At 61.4% G+C, this 17,669-nt stretch carries 18 protein-coding genes; 13 read left to right on the forward strand and 5 right to left on the reverse strand.

Features of this window, described 5'->3' with window-relative positions; translation table 11 throughout:
- Positions 1 to 180: 180 nt before the first annotated feature.
- The 5 genes from AB1451_11185 (at position 181) to AB1451_11205 (ending at position 4,119) form a co-directional block, all read left to right on the forward strand.
- On the forward strand, positions 181 to 1,602 hold the full coding sequence (locus AB1451_11185; GenBank protein MEW6683466.1) for a BTAD domain-containing putative transcriptional regulator: 1,422 nt from the start codon (positions 181 to 183) through the stop codon (positions 1,600 to 1,602).
- A gap of 136 nt (positions 1,603 to 1,738) precedes the next feature.
- Positions 1,739 to 1,990: a UPF0175 family protein gene (locus AB1451_11190; GenBank protein ID MEW6683467.1), complete on the forward strand. Its 252-nt coding sequence runs from the start codon at positions 1,739 to 1,741 to the stop codon at positions 1,988 to 1,990.
- 1 nt (position 1,991) lies between these two features.
- Positions 1,992 to 2,477, forward strand: a complete 486-nt coding sequence (locus AB1451_11195; GenBank protein ID MEW6683468.1) for a DUF3368 domain-containing protein — start codon at positions 1,992 to 1,994, stop codon at positions 2,475 to 2,477.
- A 66-nt stretch (positions 2,478 to 2,543) separates the two neighbouring features.
- On the forward strand, positions 2,544 to 2,810 hold the full coding sequence (locus AB1451_11200; protein MEW6683469.1) for a bacterial transcriptional activator domain-containing protein: 267 nt from the start codon (positions 2,544 to 2,546) through the stop codon (positions 2,808 to 2,810).
- 139 nt (positions 2,811 to 2,949) lie between these two features.
- A complete protein-coding gene (locus AB1451_11205; GenBank protein MEW6683470.1) occupies positions 2,950 to 4,119 on the forward strand; it encodes an outer membrane protein transport protein in 1,170 nt (389 codons plus the stop codon).
- 3 nt (positions 4,120 to 4,122) lie between these two features.
- On the opposite strand, the gene AB1451_11210 is transcribed toward AB1451_11205, so the two are convergent.
- Together AB1451_11210 and AB1451_11215 are read right to left on the reverse strand one after the other, a co-directional pair.
- A complete protein-coding gene (locus AB1451_11210) occupies positions 4,123 to 4,518 on the reverse strand; it encodes a putative toxin-antitoxin system toxin component, PIN family (GenBank protein ID MEW6683471.1) in 396 nt (131 codons plus the stop codon).
- On the reverse strand, positions 4,515 to 4,751 hold the full coding sequence (locus AB1451_11215) for a hypothetical protein (protein MEW6683472.1): 237 nt from the start codon (positions 4,749 to 4,751) through the stop codon (positions 4,515 to 4,517). The genes AB1451_11210 and AB1451_11215 overlap by 4 nt, the downstream gene beginning before the upstream one ends.
- A gap of 101 nt (positions 4,752 to 4,852) precedes the next feature.
- On the opposite strand from AB1451_11215, the gene AB1451_11220 reads away from it, so the two are divergent.
- Entirely contained in the window at positions 4,853 to 5,011 is a 159-nt protein-coding gene (locus AB1451_11220; GenBank protein ID MEW6683473.1) for a hypothetical protein, read from the forward strand.
- 28 nt (positions 5,012 to 5,039) lie between these two features.
- Here AB1451_11220 and AB1451_11225 read toward each other — a convergent pair whose 3' ends face one another.
- From AB1451_11225 to AB1451_11235, 3 genes are all read right to left on the reverse strand, one after another.
- Complete coding sequence (locus AB1451_11225; protein MEW6683474.1) at positions 5,040 to 5,432, reverse strand: type II toxin-antitoxin system VapC family toxin; 393 nt, start codon at positions 5,430 to 5,432, stop codon at positions 5,040 to 5,042.
- On the reverse strand, positions 5,429 to 5,674 hold the full coding sequence (locus AB1451_11230) for a hypothetical protein (GenBank protein MEW6683475.1): 246 nt from the start codon (positions 5,672 to 5,674) through the stop codon (positions 5,429 to 5,431). The genes AB1451_11225 and AB1451_11230 overlap by 4 nt, the downstream gene beginning before the upstream one ends.
- A gap of 66 nt (positions 5,675 to 5,740) precedes the next feature.
- Complete coding sequence (locus tag AB1451_11235; GenBank protein ID MEW6683476.1) at positions 5,741 to 6,040, reverse strand: type II toxin-antitoxin system Phd/YefM family antitoxin; 300 nt, start codon at positions 6,038 to 6,040, stop codon at positions 5,741 to 5,743.
- A gap of 332 nt (positions 6,041 to 6,372) precedes the next feature.
- On the opposite strand from AB1451_11235, the gene AB1451_11240 reads away from it, so the two are divergent.
- The 7 genes from AB1451_11240 (at position 6,373) to AB1451_11270 (ending at position 17,524) form a co-directional block, all read left to right on the forward strand.
- Positions 6,373 to 7,686, forward strand: a complete 1,314-nt coding sequence (locus AB1451_11240) for a PKD domain-containing protein (protein ID MEW6683477.1) — start codon at positions 6,373 to 6,375, stop codon at positions 7,684 to 7,686.
- Positions 7,687 to 8,294: 608 nt separating this feature from the next.
- Positions 8,295 to 11,021 carry a PKD domain-containing protein gene (locus AB1451_11245; protein ID MEW6683478.1) on the forward strand — a complete coding sequence of 909 codons (2,727 nt, stop codon included), beginning with the start codon at positions 8,295 to 8,297 and terminating at the stop codon, positions 11,019 to 11,021.
- A gap of 96 nt (positions 11,022 to 11,117) precedes the next feature.
- Positions 11,118 to 12,152 (forward strand): carboxypeptidase-like regulatory domain-containing protein, encoded by a 1,035-nt coding sequence (locus tag AB1451_11250; protein MEW6683479.1) that lies wholly within the window; start codon positions 11,118 to 11,120, stop codon positions 12,150 to 12,152.
- A gap of 48 nt (positions 12,153 to 12,200) precedes the next feature.
- A complete protein-coding gene (locus AB1451_11255) occupies positions 12,201 to 12,347 on the forward strand; it encodes a hypothetical protein (protein MEW6683480.1) in 147 nt (48 codons plus the stop codon).
- A 25-nt stretch (positions 12,348 to 12,372) separates the two neighbouring features.
- On the forward strand, positions 12,373 to 16,689 hold the full coding sequence (locus AB1451_11260; protein MEW6683481.1) for an SBBP repeat-containing protein: 4,317 nt from the start codon (positions 12,373 to 12,375) through the stop codon (positions 16,687 to 16,689).
- A gap of 47 nt (positions 16,690 to 16,736) precedes the next feature.
- Positions 16,737 to 16,940: a hypothetical protein gene (locus tag AB1451_11265; protein ID MEW6683482.1), complete on the forward strand. Its 204-nt coding sequence runs from the start codon at positions 16,737 to 16,739 to the stop codon at positions 16,938 to 16,940.
- A gap of 65 nt (positions 16,941 to 17,005) precedes the next feature.
- On the forward strand, positions 17,006 to 17,524 hold the full coding sequence (locus tag AB1451_11270) for a BTAD domain-containing putative transcriptional regulator (GenBank protein ID MEW6683483.1): 519 nt from the start codon (positions 17,006 to 17,008) through the stop codon (positions 17,522 to 17,524).
- Positions 17,525 to 17,669: the final 145 nt, after the last annotated feature.

Raw genomic sequence — 17,669 nt, forward strand, 5'->3', positions numbered from 1 at the left:
GCGGATGACCCGACCAGGGACCGGCCTGGGGCCCGCTGAGGGGCCGCTGACGGCCCCTCAGCGCCTGCGGACCGTACGAGTCCGGCCAATACTGCGCTCAACACGCTCAAGTCCGACAGCCTCCTAGCAGCTTGCCTTCACGCCGTGGAAAGAGGCTTAAACCTCGGGCAAGAGAGTGGCGTGCATTACCACGATTATTGGCTCGTCGCCCAGGCGGTGTACGCCACGTTGTCCATGGGCCGGTGGGATGACGCAAAGCAATACTTGGCAAACGCGAGTGAGCTTGTGCCAGGCGGGCAACCAATGTTTCTGTCGAGTCACCAGTTACATCGTGGTTGTCAGGCCATATTGACCGGAAATCCGTCAGAGGCTCTCCGGCACGCTACGGACGCCCTGGGACATGCGCGCGAATGGCCCTTTGTCGAGACGCAATGCCACCTTGCGCTGATGCAGGCGCTGCTGGAATGTGGCCGGCAAGAAGAGGTCGGGCCGCATCTCGAGAAGGCGTCTCGTCTTGCCCAGGAAACGAACTGTCAGCACTTTGTTCAACTGGCCTTATTCGCTCAGGCCCAGATGGACCTGGATCTGTCGGACCGTAAACAGAATCGCAAACCGGAGAAGCAGGCAGTGGAACGAGGGCTATCCGCCCTGCTTCGGGCGATGGTGATCGGCCGCGAGCAGGGCTACGTGAACCACCCATGGTGGCGGCCGTCGGTGATGGCGCGGCTGTGCGCGAAGGCGCTGGAGCATGGCATCGAGGTGGACTATGTCCGGGATCTGATCAGAAAGCGGCATCTGGTTCCCGATTCGCCGCCGTATGCGATCGAGACGTGGCCGTGGCCGGTCAAGGTCTATACCTTGGGCCGGTTCTCAATCCTGCTCGATGATCAACCATTGTCGATGGGCCGGCGCAGCCAACACGGCAAACCGCTGGCGTTGCTCAAGGCGCTGATCGCGCACGGCGGGCGTGACGTGGGCCAGAGCGAGCTGGCCGAAGCGCTGTGGCCCGAGGCGGATGGGGATACGGCCCGGCGGGCGTTCGATACCACGTTACATCGTCTGAGAAAGCTGCTGGGGGAGGAGGCGATAGCCCTTGCGGATGGACGACTCACGCTGGATCCGAAGCGGGTGTGGGTGGATCTGTGGAGCGTCGAACGGCTCATTCGAGATCTGGATCAGACGCTTAAGAGACCGTCGCCGGATTCCGAGGCGGTGTGTGCCACCGCCGAGAAGCTATTCCGGTTGTACCCCGGCCCCTTTCTGCGCGAGGAGAGCGACGCGGCCTGGGCCGTGAGTCGGCGCGAGAAGATTCATGGCCGGCTGGTCGCGCTGCTGGGCGAACTGGGGCGGTGCTGGGAGCGCGGCAAGGACTGGGAACGGGCGGTGGCGTGCTATCAGCGCGGCATCGACCTCGATCCCTTGGTGGAGCCGTTCTACCAGCGCCTGATGCTGGGGTATCAGACCTTGGGCCGCCGGGCCGAGGCGCTGGCGACGTATCGCCGCTGCCGCGAGACCCTGCACGCCCAGCTCCAGATTCCGCCGTCGCCGGCCACTGAGACGATTCACCAGCAGATACGAGCGGGCGCGAGCCAACCCTCGTGATGCGCGGAATCAAACTCCAACTCGGGTCTCACGTCCGGAGGCGGCTGGCTCGTCGTCTTGTGATTTACCTCCAAGTTCACTATCCTGAAGGTGTCTACGATTTCTGAGGCCCACGAAATGTGAAAGGAGACGGACGATGAGCCGGATTACGGTGGACATTCCGGAAGAAACACTGCTGGCCCTGAAGCTCGCGCCGGAAGCGATGGGCGAGGCGCTGCGGATGGCCGCGGCGATGAAACTGTTCGAGCTCGGACGCTTATCCTCCGGGGCGGCGGCCCGGTTGGCCGGCGTGCCCCGGACCGTGTTCCTGACCAAACTCGCCGACTACGGCATCGACACCTTTCGCTTGACGGAGGATCAGCTCCAGAGGGAATCGCGCATTGCCTGAGGTGATCTGCAACACCTCGCCCATTCAGTATTTGCATCAAATCGGGTTGCTGCATCTGTTGCCGGCCTTCGCGGGACGCGTCATCGTGCCGCAGGCGGTGGTGGAAGAACTGGCACAAGGACGAGCGGTGGGTCTGAACCTCCCGGATCCGGCGGCGTGTGACTGGATGGTTGTCCGGCGTCCGGCCAGCGTCTCCGCTTTGCCCCTGGTCACCGATCTGGGGCCGGGTGAAACGGAGGTGTTGATGTTGGCATTGGAGTTGCGGGACGCCGTGGTCATCCTCGACGATGCGCTGGCCAGGAGGGTCGCAAGCGCGTTGGACATTCGGGTGACGGGAACGCTTGGTGTGTTACTGGACGCCAAGCGGACCGGCCGCGTGTCATCCATCCGGGAGTATGTCGAGCAACTGGACGCATTGCGGTTTCGCCTGGCTCCTGAGACTCGCGCCGCCGTGCTCAAACTGGCGGGCGAGCAGACGAATTCGTAGGCCTTACGGCCAGCAATTATCAAGATCGGCGGCAGGAACTGGGACCCGGCGGGGGCGAGGTGAGTGATGGCGGGACAACGCGGACGCTCCATCGCCAAGATCAGCCGCCCGCGGCTTTCCGTGGTGCTGCCGCGGCCGCGTCTGTTCCGGCTGGTGGAACCGTTCTACCAGCGCCTGATGCTGGGGTATGAGACGCTGGGACGGCGGGCCGAGGCGCTGGCGACGTATCGCCGCTGCCGCGAGACGTTGCACGCCCAGCTCCAGATCCCGCCGTCTCCGACGACTGAGACGATTCATCAGCAGATACGAGCATCCGTGAGTCACCCCTCGTGATGCGCGATCGTCGTCGCGCAGTTGGATTTCTCCATCCTACCCTGTCCGCTTCGTATGGTTCGCCTATCTCGCGCTCGCGAGCCCGGCCTGGGCTTCGAACGGGCTCAACCTGATCGGGTTTGGCGGGGAGTCGTACATCATGGGCGGGGCTGATCTGGCGGTCGCCCGCGACACCACCGCGGCGAATACCAATCCGGCCGGACTCAACCAGATCGACAATCGCCGGTTCGATCTGTACTTTGGCGTCGGGTTTGTCTTGGATGGCTTTCGACATGCCGATACGTTCGGCAATGACGCGAAGCTCTCGAGTCCGCCGGCCAAGCTTGCCAACTTCGGATATGGCCATCGCCTGGGCGATCGCACCACGGTGGGGATCGGCCTCTTTGCCCAAGGGGGATCGGGCGTGGAACACGACGCGCTGAACACCGCCTTCGGTACGCGCGATGAATTGTCCGTGGCCTTCCTGATCGCGCGGTTGACGCCGGCTGTGGCGTTTGAGGTCAACGACGCGCTCTCGGTGGGCGCCTCGCTGCTCGTCACCTATTCGAGCTTCGAGCAGAAGTTCTTTCCGAACACCTCCTATGTGGATCCCGACCCGACGCAATCCTTCTTCGGCTCCGAGCTCAAAGACCTGGAGACCGTCAACATCGGCGCAAAGGTCGGCTTGCTCTACCGCGCGAGCGAGCGCGTGCGGGTGGGCGTGGCGTATACCAGCGCCGTGCCCCTGAAGTTCGACGACGGGCGCATGATCGTGAACATGTCGGCCGCGGGCCTCGGACCCGTGACATACCGGTCCGTGTCGGCCGAAGGCATCGACCAACCCCAGGAGTTCGGCATCGGCCTCGCGTTTGAGCCGACCGACCAGTGGTTGCTGGCCGGGGAGGTGAACTGGATCGATTGGTCAGGAGCCGTGAAGCGATCCACCCTGGAGGCTCGCGATCCCGACAACCCGTCCGCGCCCGCGACCATCAACGTCACGCAAGATCAGAACTGGCGGGATCAGTACGTGCTCGCCCTCGGCCTCGCGTACGAGCCCACAACGCGCTCCGTGATTCGGGCGGGCTACAACTACGCCCGGCATCCCTTGTCTCCGGAGACCATCAACCCCTTGTTGGCCCCCACGGGCGAGCACCACGCGACGTTCGGCGGCGGCTATCAACTGGGAGCCAAGTGGCGGATCGATGGAGGGATCGAGTACGCGTTCAAGAACTCGGTCACGTACACCAACCCCAGCCTGCCCTTCGGCCCAAACGCCGAAGAATCCTACGAGTTCACGTCGCTGCATATGACGCTCAGCCGGGTGTGGTAGGCATCAGGGCGGCGCTAAGTATCGGGCCAAGGTGAGAATCGGAATGTCGTGGTACCGGCCCAAGGAGAGCATCGCCCGATCTCCGGTAACCACCGCGTCAGCACGTCCCGTCACGGCGCATTCCAGCACGCGGTTGTCCGGATCGTCCTTGAGAATCCTCACGCGGCGTTTCGGATGGACGAGCGTGCCGATCTCCGCCAAAAACACCGCCACGTGGGCGAGCTCTTCCTGGTCGCGGCTGAATTTTCTCGAAAGCGTGGTGAGCAGTTCCTCAAGAATCGCCTTGGAGATGATCAGGGAGTCGTGACCGTTCACCACCCGGCGGATCGCCTCCTCGGCACGGCTTCCAGGGATCGCAAAGGCGGAGACAAAGATGTTGGTGTCGAAGACGACTCTCACTCGGTGAGAAATCGCTCAAGGTCTTTGTCGGTCAGAATGCCCCGTTCCTTCGCGAGTCGGCTCCAGTAGCCCTGGATTCCCTGGAACTCCTTGTTGAGGCGAGTGCGCCGGGCAAGCCGAAGGGCGTCCTGAATCACGGCACTCAGGGTTTTCCCCTCGGATTGTGCGATCCGCTCGGCGTCCTTTGCCAGGTCGGATGGAAGCGAAATCGTTTTCTTGACGGCGGTCCCCATGACTCGATCCCCTGTGGTATGAAAAAATCCTACTCTTGAAACCGGACCTCTGTCAACCGGACCCATCTGGCGCTTCAACTTGGTTCAGAAGAAAGGGGGATGTGACGACCAGAAAACGCCGATCGCGCCAGGCATTCAGCAATTCGGCCTGGGCTCCTCGGCGCATCAATAGCCCGCTCACCATCCTGATTGGTGTCAAGAACGACTCGATCCACGCCGAGTTCACGTCGCTGCACCTGACGTTCAGCCGGGTGTGGTAGTCGGGGCGAATTCGGCGGACTAGAGTGGTCAGGCGAGCCAGTCCGCCAGGCGTAATCCCGGAATCTGGGCAAAATCCTTCGTGTTGTGAGTGACGAGCGTTGCGTCGTGGGCGAGGGCGATCGCCGCGATCCAAGCGTCGGTCTCACCGGTCGGGCGACCCCGCTGGCGTAGCGCCGCTTTTAGCGCGCCGAACGTTCGCGCGGCATCGAGGTCGAAAGTGACGATAGGGAGGCTGCGAAATAGTCGCTCAAGCTTGTCCAGGTTCTCGACGGCACGAGCCGAGGCGGACGCCCCATAATAGAGTTCAGCGGCCACCAGCGCGGGGACGGCGATGTCTCCAAGATGATCGACCAAACGCTGTGCGACGCCGGGAGAGCCGTTAAGATAAGCAACGAGGATGTTGGTGTCGAGCAGAATCACGGGATCGAGAGATCCCGCCCCTGATGCGCGCGGCGTTCTTCAGCGATCTCCCTGAAAATCTCCGGAAGCGACGCATCGTCCCTCCAGACGCCCGCGAGCGCGAGGATCGCCCGCCGTCCCTCCTCATCGACACGCCGCAGCGGCTCGACTGATACGGAGACGCGCGACCCATCGGGGAGCCTGGATCCCTGTTCGAGGTCGATATGTTTCCCGTGGATGGTGCCTGTCAGTGTCTCCCGCATAGTTCCCTCGCTGTGAGAGTGGTAGTTGCCAGTATAACGAGGACTGCCAAGCCGTTCAACTCACCGTCAGGATCCACGCCGTTTGGCTCGAACCGCCGCGACCGCAGAGGCCACGTCCGTGACGACCTCCTCCTCCGAGACAGGCGGTAGCCCGGCTCGAATCTCATCGATGACGTGAAATCTGGCCTCGCGTTCCTGGATCAGCCGCTGAAACTCCTCGGCGCTGATGATTCCGGCGACCGGAATCCCCCCTTGTTCCACGAGGTAACGGGCGTGTCCTGACTGGACGTTCTTGAGGATTTCGCCGAAACGGGTCCGGGCCTGGAGGGCCGGGATTTTGTCGGTGGTATCCGCGGGCTTTTTCATCTCGCGTCTAGGCCGTCCCGACCGAGCACCGGACCGCCCAACTTCCTTTCACGGCATGGAGGAGCGTCGCCCATTTTGGTGAAAAAACCGGGGAAGCACGGCCAAGGCGAGAAGGGACCCCAAATCCTTGAGCGCTAAGACCTTGAAAAAGCGAATGAAGCAAAAACTTCGGCATCTGTAAGACGTATGTAAGACGTGGTCTGATACAAAAGCGCAAAACACGGGAACGATTCGCCTCTACTGCCGGATGGCGAATCCAGAATGGCGGCACGCTGTGGACGCGAAGGCGATCAGGCCATGCCGAATTGGAGGAAGCCATGCTTTCGAGAATGATGCGGAATCGGATCGCAGCGACGTTGTTCGCTACGGCGCTCGTGCCGTTCTCGGCCTGGGCGCAGGTCAATCAGCCTCCGGTGGTTACCGCGGGGGCGGATCAGACGATCTTCCTTGGGCAGATTACGCTCCTCCAGGCGACAGCTATCGATCCGGACGGCGATGCGATCGCGTACTGGAGCTGGATGATCGACTCGGCTCCTAGCGGCAGCTCGGCGACTTTATCGGATCCGACTGAGCCCAATCCAATTTTCGATACGGACATGGTTGGAGACTATGTCCTGACCGTCGCTGCTGCCGACTCTGTGGCGTGGGGCGCCCCGGATAGCATGGTGATCCACGTGGTTCCGATTCTACCGCCAGTGGCAGTGGCAACAGCGAACGTAACGACAGGGCCGGCCCCTCTCACTGTCCAGTTCGATGCGTCGCAAAGTCATGATCCGCAGGGAGCAGCATTGACCTACCGTTGGATCTTCGGCGACGCATCGCTGCCGTCGGTGGACATTTCACCGGTGCACACTTACTTGCAATCTGGCGTCTACATCGCTCACTTGGTGGTGTTCAGCGCCACTGGCCTCGTCGGTGAAGACGCACTCGAGATCACGGTAACGGAGCCCAATGCGGCACCCACCGTGAGCCCTGTCGCATCTCCGGTATCAGGTGCCGCGCCGCTGGCCGTGCAATTCTCGGCCCGTGCGTCGGATCCGGACGGCGATCCACTCAGCTTCGCCTGGGACTTCGGCGACGGCGGCACGAGCGCCGACGCCAACCCGAGCCACGTCTTCGCCGCGGCGGGCACCTACACCGTCCTGCTCACCGTCTCGGATGGACATGCCGAGGTCACGGCCTCGCTGCTTATCACGGTGTCGCCCGCGATCGCGCTGTCCATTGACAAGGCCAAGATCGATCTCAAGAAACCCGGTGGCAGGATCGCGGATGTGTCCATCAAGGCCGACGTCAGCGCCCCGCTGCCCGCACCTGACGACATCCTGGCCGTTCTGGTCGACGGCGTGCCCATCGTTGCCGCCCCGTTCTCCGACTTTCGGTTCGCGTCGACGGACGACGAGGACGATATCGACGACGGCGTGGCGACCGCCTACAAGCTCAAGACGCGCGACATGCGGGTCAAGATCGACTTCGGCGCGGGCCGCCTGACCGTGCACCGCCAGAACGTGCTGCTGCCCACGCTCGATCTGGCCAACGGCCTGACCGTGGAGCTCCGTATCGGCGATGCCGTGGTGGTGGAAAACATTCTGATGACCGCCCACGGGGCGAAGCAGTACCGGTATCACCGGGTAGGCGGGGAGGAGTAGCTACTTTGATCACGGTGCTCCCAGGAGTGTCAAGTGAGGGCTCGTCCTCCCATGGCTCTGAGCCACAGAACTCTTTTTCAAGGAGAAACACAATGAATTCGAACCGGAATACGCGAACACTATACGAAAAATGTCTGGAACAGCCCTTCCTTTCTAGCCGGGCTGGTGTGGGGTCGGCGGACGATGGCCGGTTAGGGCTGGTTTCGCTGCCCGACGAATTCCAGGGATGCGGGCATTCAGGCCATGTCCGTCCCTCGGTGATGTGGACCAACTGCGCAGCCGGATCGATGCGTTCGAGAACCACCAACACACGTACTTAACCGGGGAAGGGGATGGACACAACAATATCCGCGCCCAGACCTCGGCGCCCCTTCGGCCTTAGGCGACAGGAGCCACAGGATGCGTGGCCGGCATTGCGCGGGGACATTGTTCGACAAGAGCAATGATCTGCCGACTTTCCCATACCCAGAAGGGAGATGAGACCGATGGACCGAACAGATATGCGACATGCTCCGTGGGTTAGCCGACTCGCCCTGTGCGTCCTCGTTGTGGCGGCCCTGTCTCCCGCTCGCATGGCCTGGGCGCAACTCGCTACGACCGAGCTCCAGGTGACGCGGTCCACGGCCACGGAGACGACGCCGACCCTGGGCGCCGACAACGCGAGCAGCCTGGTGGTCTACACGAGCCTCTCTGGCGGCGTCGGCCAGGTCTTCTACCAGCGCGTGAGCGACACCAGGCTCCTCGGCAGCCCCGTCCTGGTCAGCGAAGGGGGCACGAACGACCAGCTCAACGACGTGAGCGGCGACTACATCGTCTATACCTCGTACCTCAGCACGACGAGCCGCATGGGCGAAGTGAAGCTCTACGAGATCGCCAGCGGTATGACCACGGTGCTCTCGCAGCTCACGGAGATCTTCGAAGCCCGGGTTCACGACCGTAAGGTCGCCTGGGTCGAAGGCGCTGCCGCCTCGACGCGAGTGATGCTGCTGGACCTAGACGGCCTGGCCCGTGGCGAACGCCCCATCGAAATCGCCGGGCCGATTCCGCCGGCTTCGAACCTCGAGATCGGCGCCAACCTTGTAACGTGGATGGAGCGCATCGACTCGCTGCCCGACGTGCACTTCGACGTTACCGCCTACGACATGCGTAGCGGCGCCCGGGTGACGATTGCGGCGGACCCTGGTTTGCAGGAGGCATTCCCGTCCACCAGCGGGAGCTGGGTAACGTGGCAGGCTGTCGTCGGTAACACCGGCACCCCCACCACGATCGAGGCCTATAACGTGGACACCGGGGAGCGCCGGACGCTCGGACACGCCGGCGCCGCGAACCTGTCCCCGACCATCGACGGCGACCTCATCGCCTTCGAATCGAACGCCTCGGGCAACTTCGAGATCTATCTGTACCGTATCAGCACCGGCGAGACGTTCCAGGTGACGTCGCATCCGGCGGATCAGCGGCTCAACAATGTCTTCGGCAATCACGTGGCCTACGTTGATTCGCGAGACGGCAACCAGGACGTGTACGTGTCGGCGTTCGCATTACCGCCTCCTGACCCGCTGATTGCCCACTACGACTTCAACGGCTCAGCGGACGATATCAGCGGGAAGGGTAACCACGGCACCCTGTTTGGCGGCTCGTTCACGGCGGACTGGGCGGGCAACGCCAGCGGGGCGCTGCTGCTGGACGGGGTGGATGATTATGTGCTGCTCCCCAACGAATTTCGGTTTGATCTGTCGTCCTTCACCATCCTCGCGACGCTCAAGGTTCCCGACTCTTCAAAAGAGAACTGGATCCTGTCCAAAGGGCCGTTCTTCGGCAACTACACGTTGAGGATCCTGGCCGACGATCATCCCTTTCACCCCGGCAAGGCCTCCTATGTTCATCAAATCGGCGGTGGGAACTTCTCGTCGTTGGTGTCCAACCGCCCCGTACCCCTCAACCGATATTTCAATATGGCCGTGACCATTGATGCCGGAGGATCGAGAACCTATTTCGACGGCGCGTTGCAGTTGGAAATTCAACCTCCGTATTTTGCCCCGCCCTTGTTGAACAATGCTCCCGTGACGATCGGGGCGGGCGGGTACTACTCCCTCTCCGACTTCTTTTCAGGGGCGATCGACGAGGTCCGGATCTACAACTACGCCCTTTCGTCCACCGAAATCCGCGATCTGCATGACACGCCGCCTCTCGCCAATGCCGGTCCCGACCAATCCGGTCACGCCGGTACCGTGGTGACTCTGGACGGGAGTCAAAGCACCGATCCCGACGGACACTATCCTCTAAGCTATTCCTGGACCCTCGCCTCCAAGCCGACAGGCAGTACAGCGGTCCTTTCAAAACCTACGGCCGTGAACCCGTCCTTCACGGCGGACGTGCCCGGCGGCTACACCCTGGATCTGATCGTGGCCGACAGCCTCGGGCTCCAAAGCGCGCCGGATACCGTCAGCATCAGCACGTCCAACACCAAGCCGGTAGCGGATGCAGGACCGGATCTGGCGGTCATCGTGCTCGATTCCACGGTCCAACTGAACGGCAGCCAAAGCTACGACGACGATGGCGATCCCCTGACCTACGCCTGGACCGTGGTTCAGCGCCCGGAGGGCAGCAGTGCTGTGCTGTCGGACTCGATCGCGGCCAGCCCCACCTTCGTGGTCGATACGCAGGGCGACTATGTGATCGAGTTGGTGGTGAGCGATCCGTGGAGCGCGAGCGACCCGGATGCCATCACGGTGAGCTTTACGAACGTCAAGCCCGTGGCCAACGCCGGAGGCAATCAGGCCGTCCTGGTGGGTGACACCGTGGTGCTGTATGGCGGGGACAGTGCCGATGCCAATGGCGATCCCTTGACGTATCAATGGAGCCTGGTCTCGGCTCCCGCCGGGAGCAGTGCGGCGCTGGTGGACGCGACCGCTATGCTGGCGTCGTTTGTCGCGGACGCAGCCGGCACGTATGTCGTGAGCCTTGTGGTCCACGACGGCCTGGCGGCGAGCGACCCGGCCAACGTCACCATCGTCGCCACCACCGTTCAGAGCGAGACCACGAACAAGCTGATCGACGCCATCACCACGATCAACAACCTGGACCCCGGCGTGTTCAAAAACAGCAACCTGGTCAACGCGCTGACCAACAAGATCAACTCCGTGTTGGGCCTGATCGAACAGGGGCTGTACCAGGAGGCGTTGGATAAGTTGCAAAACGACATCCTGGGGAAGACCGACGGTTGTGCCACCACCGGAAGCCCCGACAAGAACGACTGGATCATCGATTGTGACGAGCAAGCGATGGTTTATCCATTGGTCATGGAAGCTATCCAACTAGTCGGCCGCTTGCCGTGACGGGTAGCTCAGGCGGCCAGCGTGACGGGTGTTTTGTAAGCCACAGACTGTTCGGGGATAGAAAGCATAAACCAACATAAGGATGGAGGACCGGCGATGAAAAGATCAATAGCAACGGTAATCGGGGGTTTCCCATTATTCATGTTGTGTCTCTGCATTGGGGTTCCCGTAGCTGGTGCAGACCAAATCATCACCGGTACTGTCGTGGATGCCGGTGGTGCCGGGATTCGCGGTATCCAAGTCACTATCCTGGACAGCAAGAATGCAGTTGAGGCGGCCACCACTGCTACCGATTATAATGGGACCTTCAATAGCCCCAATATCCCTTCCGGTTCATACCGGGTTCGATTTGCTGGCTCAGACCAATTTGGGCGGCTTCTATCTCCAGAGTTCTACGGTGATACAGAGCGTGACGAGTTTTGTGGGGGGGCCGTAGTCAGTGTCCTCCCGGATACGAGAACCGGCCTGAAGACAGAAGACATGCAACTCGCGGAGCCTCTCCCGGCGCCCGAAGGGCCTGTCCAAGGGGCTATCCATGGTACCGTGGTTGATGCTGAGACCGGTGTTCCTCTCCAGGGCGTCCAAGTCGCTGTTTTTCTTTCAGATAACGCGCAGACAGTGCCTATTAGTTCCGGGACGAGCATTACGGATGCCGACGGGCGTTACAGAATCGCGTTTCAAGTGGTGGGTACCGACCTAATCAGGATTAGATTTTCTGATCCAACGGGCATCTTTTTCTCTGAATACTCCGGTGAGAGCGACTTAACTCGTGATCATGATGTCTTTTGTGCGGGTACTGTGCTCAGAGTTGATCCAGCGGGGACGACGCAGACCGTCAACGGATTTCTGGACCGTATCCCGGCGGAGCAACTGACTGAGAATCTGACAGGCATGGTCACAGATTTGGATATACCTGCCAACGTGGAGGCGGTATTAGCCACTCCGTTGATTCGGGCTGTGGATCTACTGACCGATGATACTCCCAATAACGATGCGGGGGTGTGTGCCCAACTTGCTTCCTTTATCACGCGGGTGGATATACAGGAAAAGACCGGCCAGCTTAGCCCAGAGGAAGCGGATGCCTTGCGCCAGTCAGCCACCAATATTAGAACGACACTGGGTTGCAGTTAGAGGGCTTTTGAGTGGAGCGCATCCACCAAAGAGAGCCTCTGTGCGGCGGTGAACGAGCTGGGCGCGTTCAAGAATCAAATCGCGGCCCAGAGCGGCAAGAAGATTTCCGACGCGGCGGCCGGGTTGTTGACCGAGTACGCGAACAACATCATCGCCAAGCTGCTCGCTCAGCTCCCGCCTGGCGAAGGGTGCTGATCGAGATGGGCAAGGAGGATCTCCAATGACGCCTGTGAAAAAGCTGGTCATCCTGGGTGTGCTCGGGGGAGGTCTGATCATCCCTCCCAACGCTTCCACCCCGTTGGCTCAGCAAGAAGTACCTGAGAAGCACGCTGCCGTGGGTAAGGCTTCGACCGCCCAGATTCAACGGGCGTACGGCAACCTACCGCTCTCCTTTATCCAGAACAAGGGGCAAGTGGATCAGCGGGTGCTGTTTTATGAGCAGGGAAGTGGTCACGCCACGTCGTTTATGAAAGATGGGATCTCCCTGTCCTTGGTCAACCGCCGCGGGTCGGAGACCATCAAACTTGTTGCCGTTGGCGGCAACAAGAAGCCCACGATCCTGGGGGAGGGCTTGCAGGAAGGGACCGTGAATTACTTCGTGGGCCGGGATCACACGAAGTGGCGGAGCGGGATCCCCACCTATCACGCCGTGGTGTATCAGGAGATCTATCCCGGCATCGACCTGAAGTTCTACGGGACCAATCGGCAACTGGAGTACGACGTCATCGTCAAACCCGGCGCGGACCCGTCCACGGTCAGGTTGGCGTATGAGGGAGTCGAGGCGTTGCGGGTGACTGAGGCCGGGGATTTGGAGATTCGGCTGAAAGGGAGCACGGTCCTGCAGAAAAAGCCCGTCGTGTATCAGGACATCGATGGGAAACGGGTGGCGGTCTCGGCGCAATTCAAAGTCCTCGAACCTGTCGGGGCGACGAGCGCAGCGACCGCGGCAACCCGGAATGAGATGGCAGCGCCTGCGGCTCGCCAGGACCCATCCCCGGCCGTTGCCTACACCTTCGAGGTCGCCTCCTATGACAGGAACCATGCCCTGGTCATCGACCCGACCCTCGTCTATGCCACGTTTCTGGGCGGGAGCGGCGACGAAGACGGCGAGGCGTTCGGTCTGGATTGGGCCATCGATGCGGCCATCGAAGCGGATGCACTGGGTTACGCCTATGTGACCGGTTCCACGACGTCGCTGAACATCGGCGTCGACTCAGCCACATTCGGCGCCCGGGGGGCACACGACGTGTTCGTGGCAAAGCTCAATCCGGCAGGGACCGGTCTCGTCTACGCCACCTACCTCGGGGGAAGCGGCTACGATGGCGGCCACGCGATCACCGTCGATCCGCAAGGCAATGCCTATCTCACCGGCGAGACCACGTCCCCGGATTTCCCCACTACGGACGGCGCCTACCAAAGGACCTGCGGCACGGATACGCTCTGCAACGGCGGGCGCTACGACGCGTTCGTTGTGAAACTGAATCGTGACGGGACCGGTTTGGTGTACTCGACGTACCTGGGCGGAAGCGGCCAGGACGCCGGCCACGATATTCAGGTGAACGCGAGGGGCAACGCCTATGTGATCGGAACGGTTGAGTCCGATCCTCCTGACTATGCGGATCCCGGCTTTCCGACGACACCGGGGGCCTTTGACGAAAAGTACAACGGCTCATGGGGCGATGCCTTTGTGGCCCAGTTGACTTCCGATGGCACCGGCCTGGTGTACTCCACCTACCTGGGTGGCAGCGGCGGCGATGTCGGCGGGGGCATTGCGCTGGACGCGGCCGGCAACGCCTACCTGACCGGCGACACCCTCTCTCCTGGTCTCGCGACGGTCTCCGCGTACGATCTCGACTGCGGAACGGTGACGGCGCCGTGCAGCGACACCGGGAAATTCGACGGCTACGTGGCCAAGTTGAATGCGGCGGGAAGCGCCCTTGAGTATTTCACCTACCTGGGCGGCAGCGAGGAGGACCGAAGCATCGGGATCGACCTGCTCTCGGAATGGAAGGTCTACGTCACGGGTCGGACCTCATCGTCGGATTTCCCGACGACCCCCGGCGCGTTCGATACCGACTTTAATGGCGGAGTGGACCAGTTCGTGGTGGCGCTGAACACCTTCGGATTTTTCTATGCGACGTTCCTGGGGGGTGAGGGAATCGAAGACGGCCATAACCTCGTGGTTGACCCGTCATCAGGCAGCGTCTACGTCAACGGCGGGACCACCTCTGCGGATTTTCCGACCACACTCGATGCCTATGATCGGAGGTGCGGGACCGACGGGACCTGCGACGTCACGCGGGACGGATATCTCGTGAAGCTGCGACTCGATAACACTCTCCCGAACGATCCCTGCGAGATCGCCGGAAGACGGTACAACGACTGCGCCGATCTCAGCTATTCCACGTACCTGGGAGGAAGCGGAGACGATATCGGGCACGGCGTCGCCGTCGATGGGTGGGGCAATGTCTACGCCACGGGGCGAACATCTTCTAAGGATTTTCCGAATTTCCCGCCCTCTTCTTCGGAGTTCCCGGATGCCTACGGGAGGGCCTTCAACGGCGGAGCGACCGACGCATTCGTGGCCAAGTTCGGCCGAACCCCGGCCCAAACGAAGGCCGAAGCGGACGCGCTCCCGATCATCGATCTGCACTTTCATGGTCACCCGGACTGGGCCCGGGACCCTCAGGTCCTCGTGGACGTGTTTGATGAAGTTGGAGTGGTGCGAGCATGCAATGGGGGGGTATTTCCATTTGCCATGGATGACAGCGGAGCCCCGATTGTTGATGACAGAGGAGTCCTGGATTTCGAAACCGCGATCGACGCGATTGATTCGGGGCGGTACATTCCCTATGGCGGCATGGACGTTCTTCGCAAAATCACCTTTGACGACAAGTTGGACCTGGGGGATGCGAACGCTGGAACTCTCAGCGCGAACATGTTGACCTATCTTTCAGGCCTCGAAGCGAACCTTCGTCTGGGACGCTTCTCTGGAATTGGCGAGCTCTTTCCAAATAATCAAAACTCTCACCCCGGTGGTCCAGACACTGATCCCTTCAGCCATCCATCTGTGTACCCAGCGGATTCACCGCTCATGCAGCGCTTGTGGGCCTTGTCGGCGGCATTCCAGATTCCTTTGAATGTTCATATGGAAGCAACCCAAGCCTCCGTGGCGCAGATGGAGCGGCTGCTGGACATGGAATTTGACGGTCGCAAGGGAATTTGGATCTGGGCTCATGCCGGGTTTTATGATAACCCGTCAGGGTTTTGGGAACTCCCCATTGTTACCAGTCCAGACGACAGTTTTTTTGATGAACCACCGGCACCATCGCCGGACTCGTCGCCGATTTGGTTCAACCGACTACTGGAGCGTCACCCAAACCTCTACGTTGAGCTCTCGTATCGGGATCTTCGGCAGGGAGGGTTTTTCGGAATTGTCGATGACTCGGGAATGCTGAAACCCGATTGGAAGGCCCTGCTTGAACAGTATTCCCACCGTTTTGTGATCGGCACCGATGTGGATGCCCCTTATCCGAAAGCGCCGAAAGCGTACGCCGGGCTGATTACCTTCTGGCGGGGGATCTTGGCCCAACTCTCTCCGGAGGCTCGGGCCAATATCGCCCACGGAAACGCTGACCGACATTCACTCTGTGAGCAACGGAATACCCCCGTCGGAAGTAATGTACAAGTATCTCCTGATAGCGGCATGACCGTGACCTTCGCCTCGGTCACTGTCCCTGGCAAGACCACCGTGACCACGAACAGCACCGGTCCCACGCCTCCGGCCGGCTTCCAACTCGGCGATCCACCCACCTACTACGACATCACCACGACAGCGGCGTACACCGCTCCCGTGACCGTGTGTCTCAACTATGACCCGGTACAGTACAGTGATCCGACGGCGCTTCGCCTGCTCCATTACGAAGCCGACGCCTGGACGGACGTCACCACGACGAACGATACGACCACGAACATGATCTGTGGAGAGGTGTCAAGTTTATCGCCCTTCATTGTGGCGGAACCGGTGGCAGACACAACCCCGCCGGTTCTGACTGTCCCGGGCACGATCACCACGAACGCCACCAGCCCGGCGGGGGCGGTGGTCAGCTACAGCGCCTCGGCGACCGACAATCGCGATTCAGCCCCGGGGGTGACGTGTACACCTTCCTCGGGCAGCACCTTCCCGATCGGGACCACCACCGTGACGTGCATGGCAAGTGATGTTGCGGGAAACAGCGCCAGCGTACAGTTCCAGGTGATCGTTCAGGGAGCGCCCGAGCAAATCGCGGCCCTCGTGGGGCTCGTTCAAAGCTTCAATCTCAAGCAGGGGATCGAGAACAGCCTGGATGCCAAGCTGCAGAACGCCCAAGACGCCCTCACCGCGGCCCAGGGCGGAGATCTCCCGTCGGCGTGCAACCTGCTCAATGCGTTCAGTAACGAAGCCCAGGCCCAATCGGGCAAGGCGATTACCCCGGATCAGGCGAGCCAACTCAACGCCGCCGCCAATCAGGTCACGGCGGTGCTGGGATGCCTGTAGCCGGACGAGGTGATTACGGCATTTTCAGTGAGAACCGGAGTGTCAAAATGGAGAGCTTTGTTGTGCGCATTTACCAGCGTACCAAGACGCCGACGGACAGTCTGGTGGGCGTGGTGGAGGATGTCCGGCGCGGGCACCAGACCCCCTTTCACGGCATGGAGGAGCTGTGGGCCATCTTGTTGGAAAAACGTGTCAGAGTGAAATCGACCAGGCCGAGAAAGGGGAGTCCGCCGCCCCATCCAGGCGAGTGAGCATCGCATTTCGTGTTGACGACCGTGTAATGGCCCAAGCTCACGCCGGGAGGTCACCGGCACTGGTGATTCAGTCCCTTGGCCGATGCGAGATCCTCCTCCACGGGCGCATCATCCCGAATGAAGGGTGGCGTGATCCCAAGGAGCTGGAGGTGCTCTTGGCGCTGGTCACGCTGGGCGGCCAGCAGGTCCCGCGATCCGAGCTCGCACAACTGCTGTGGCCGAAGTACGGCGACGACGAGCGCGTAAGCAAGCTCTACGCGGCGCTCCATCGCCTCCAGGAGACCTTGGGCCGATCAGAGCCAACGGGATCGCGATTGATCACGGTCGTCGGAGCACGTCTGTCGCTCAACGCTACATCCTGCTGGGTGGACTGTTGGGCCTTCGAGGAAGCGGTTCGTCAGGCCCAGCGTCTGGGTGTGTTTGGCCAGATGGCGTCGGCCCAAGATCGTCTGAAGGAAGCCAAGGCCCTCTACCGAGGCGAATACTTGCCCGGTTGTCACGGATTGGCGTGGGTAGAAGCCAAGCGCCACGCCCTCCGTCGGCAACGGCTCTGGGTGGAACGGCAATCGGTGGGGCGGTGAACAGAGGTATTGCGGGTTCTCCTGCGCGACGCCAAAACCGGCGTTCGTGTCAGTTCAAGGCTCGCTTCAGACAACATCAAAAGAGGTGGTTGAAGCCACCACCATTGTGCCCGACCAGGCCCGCGAGGAGTTCTTGATCGCCCGA

The sequence above is a fragment of the Nitrospirota bacterium genome (genome assembly GCA_040757335.1).
Taxonomy (GTDB): domain Bacteria; phylum Nitrospirota; class Nitrospiria; order 2-01-FULL-66-17; family 2-01-FULL-66-17; genus JBFLXB01.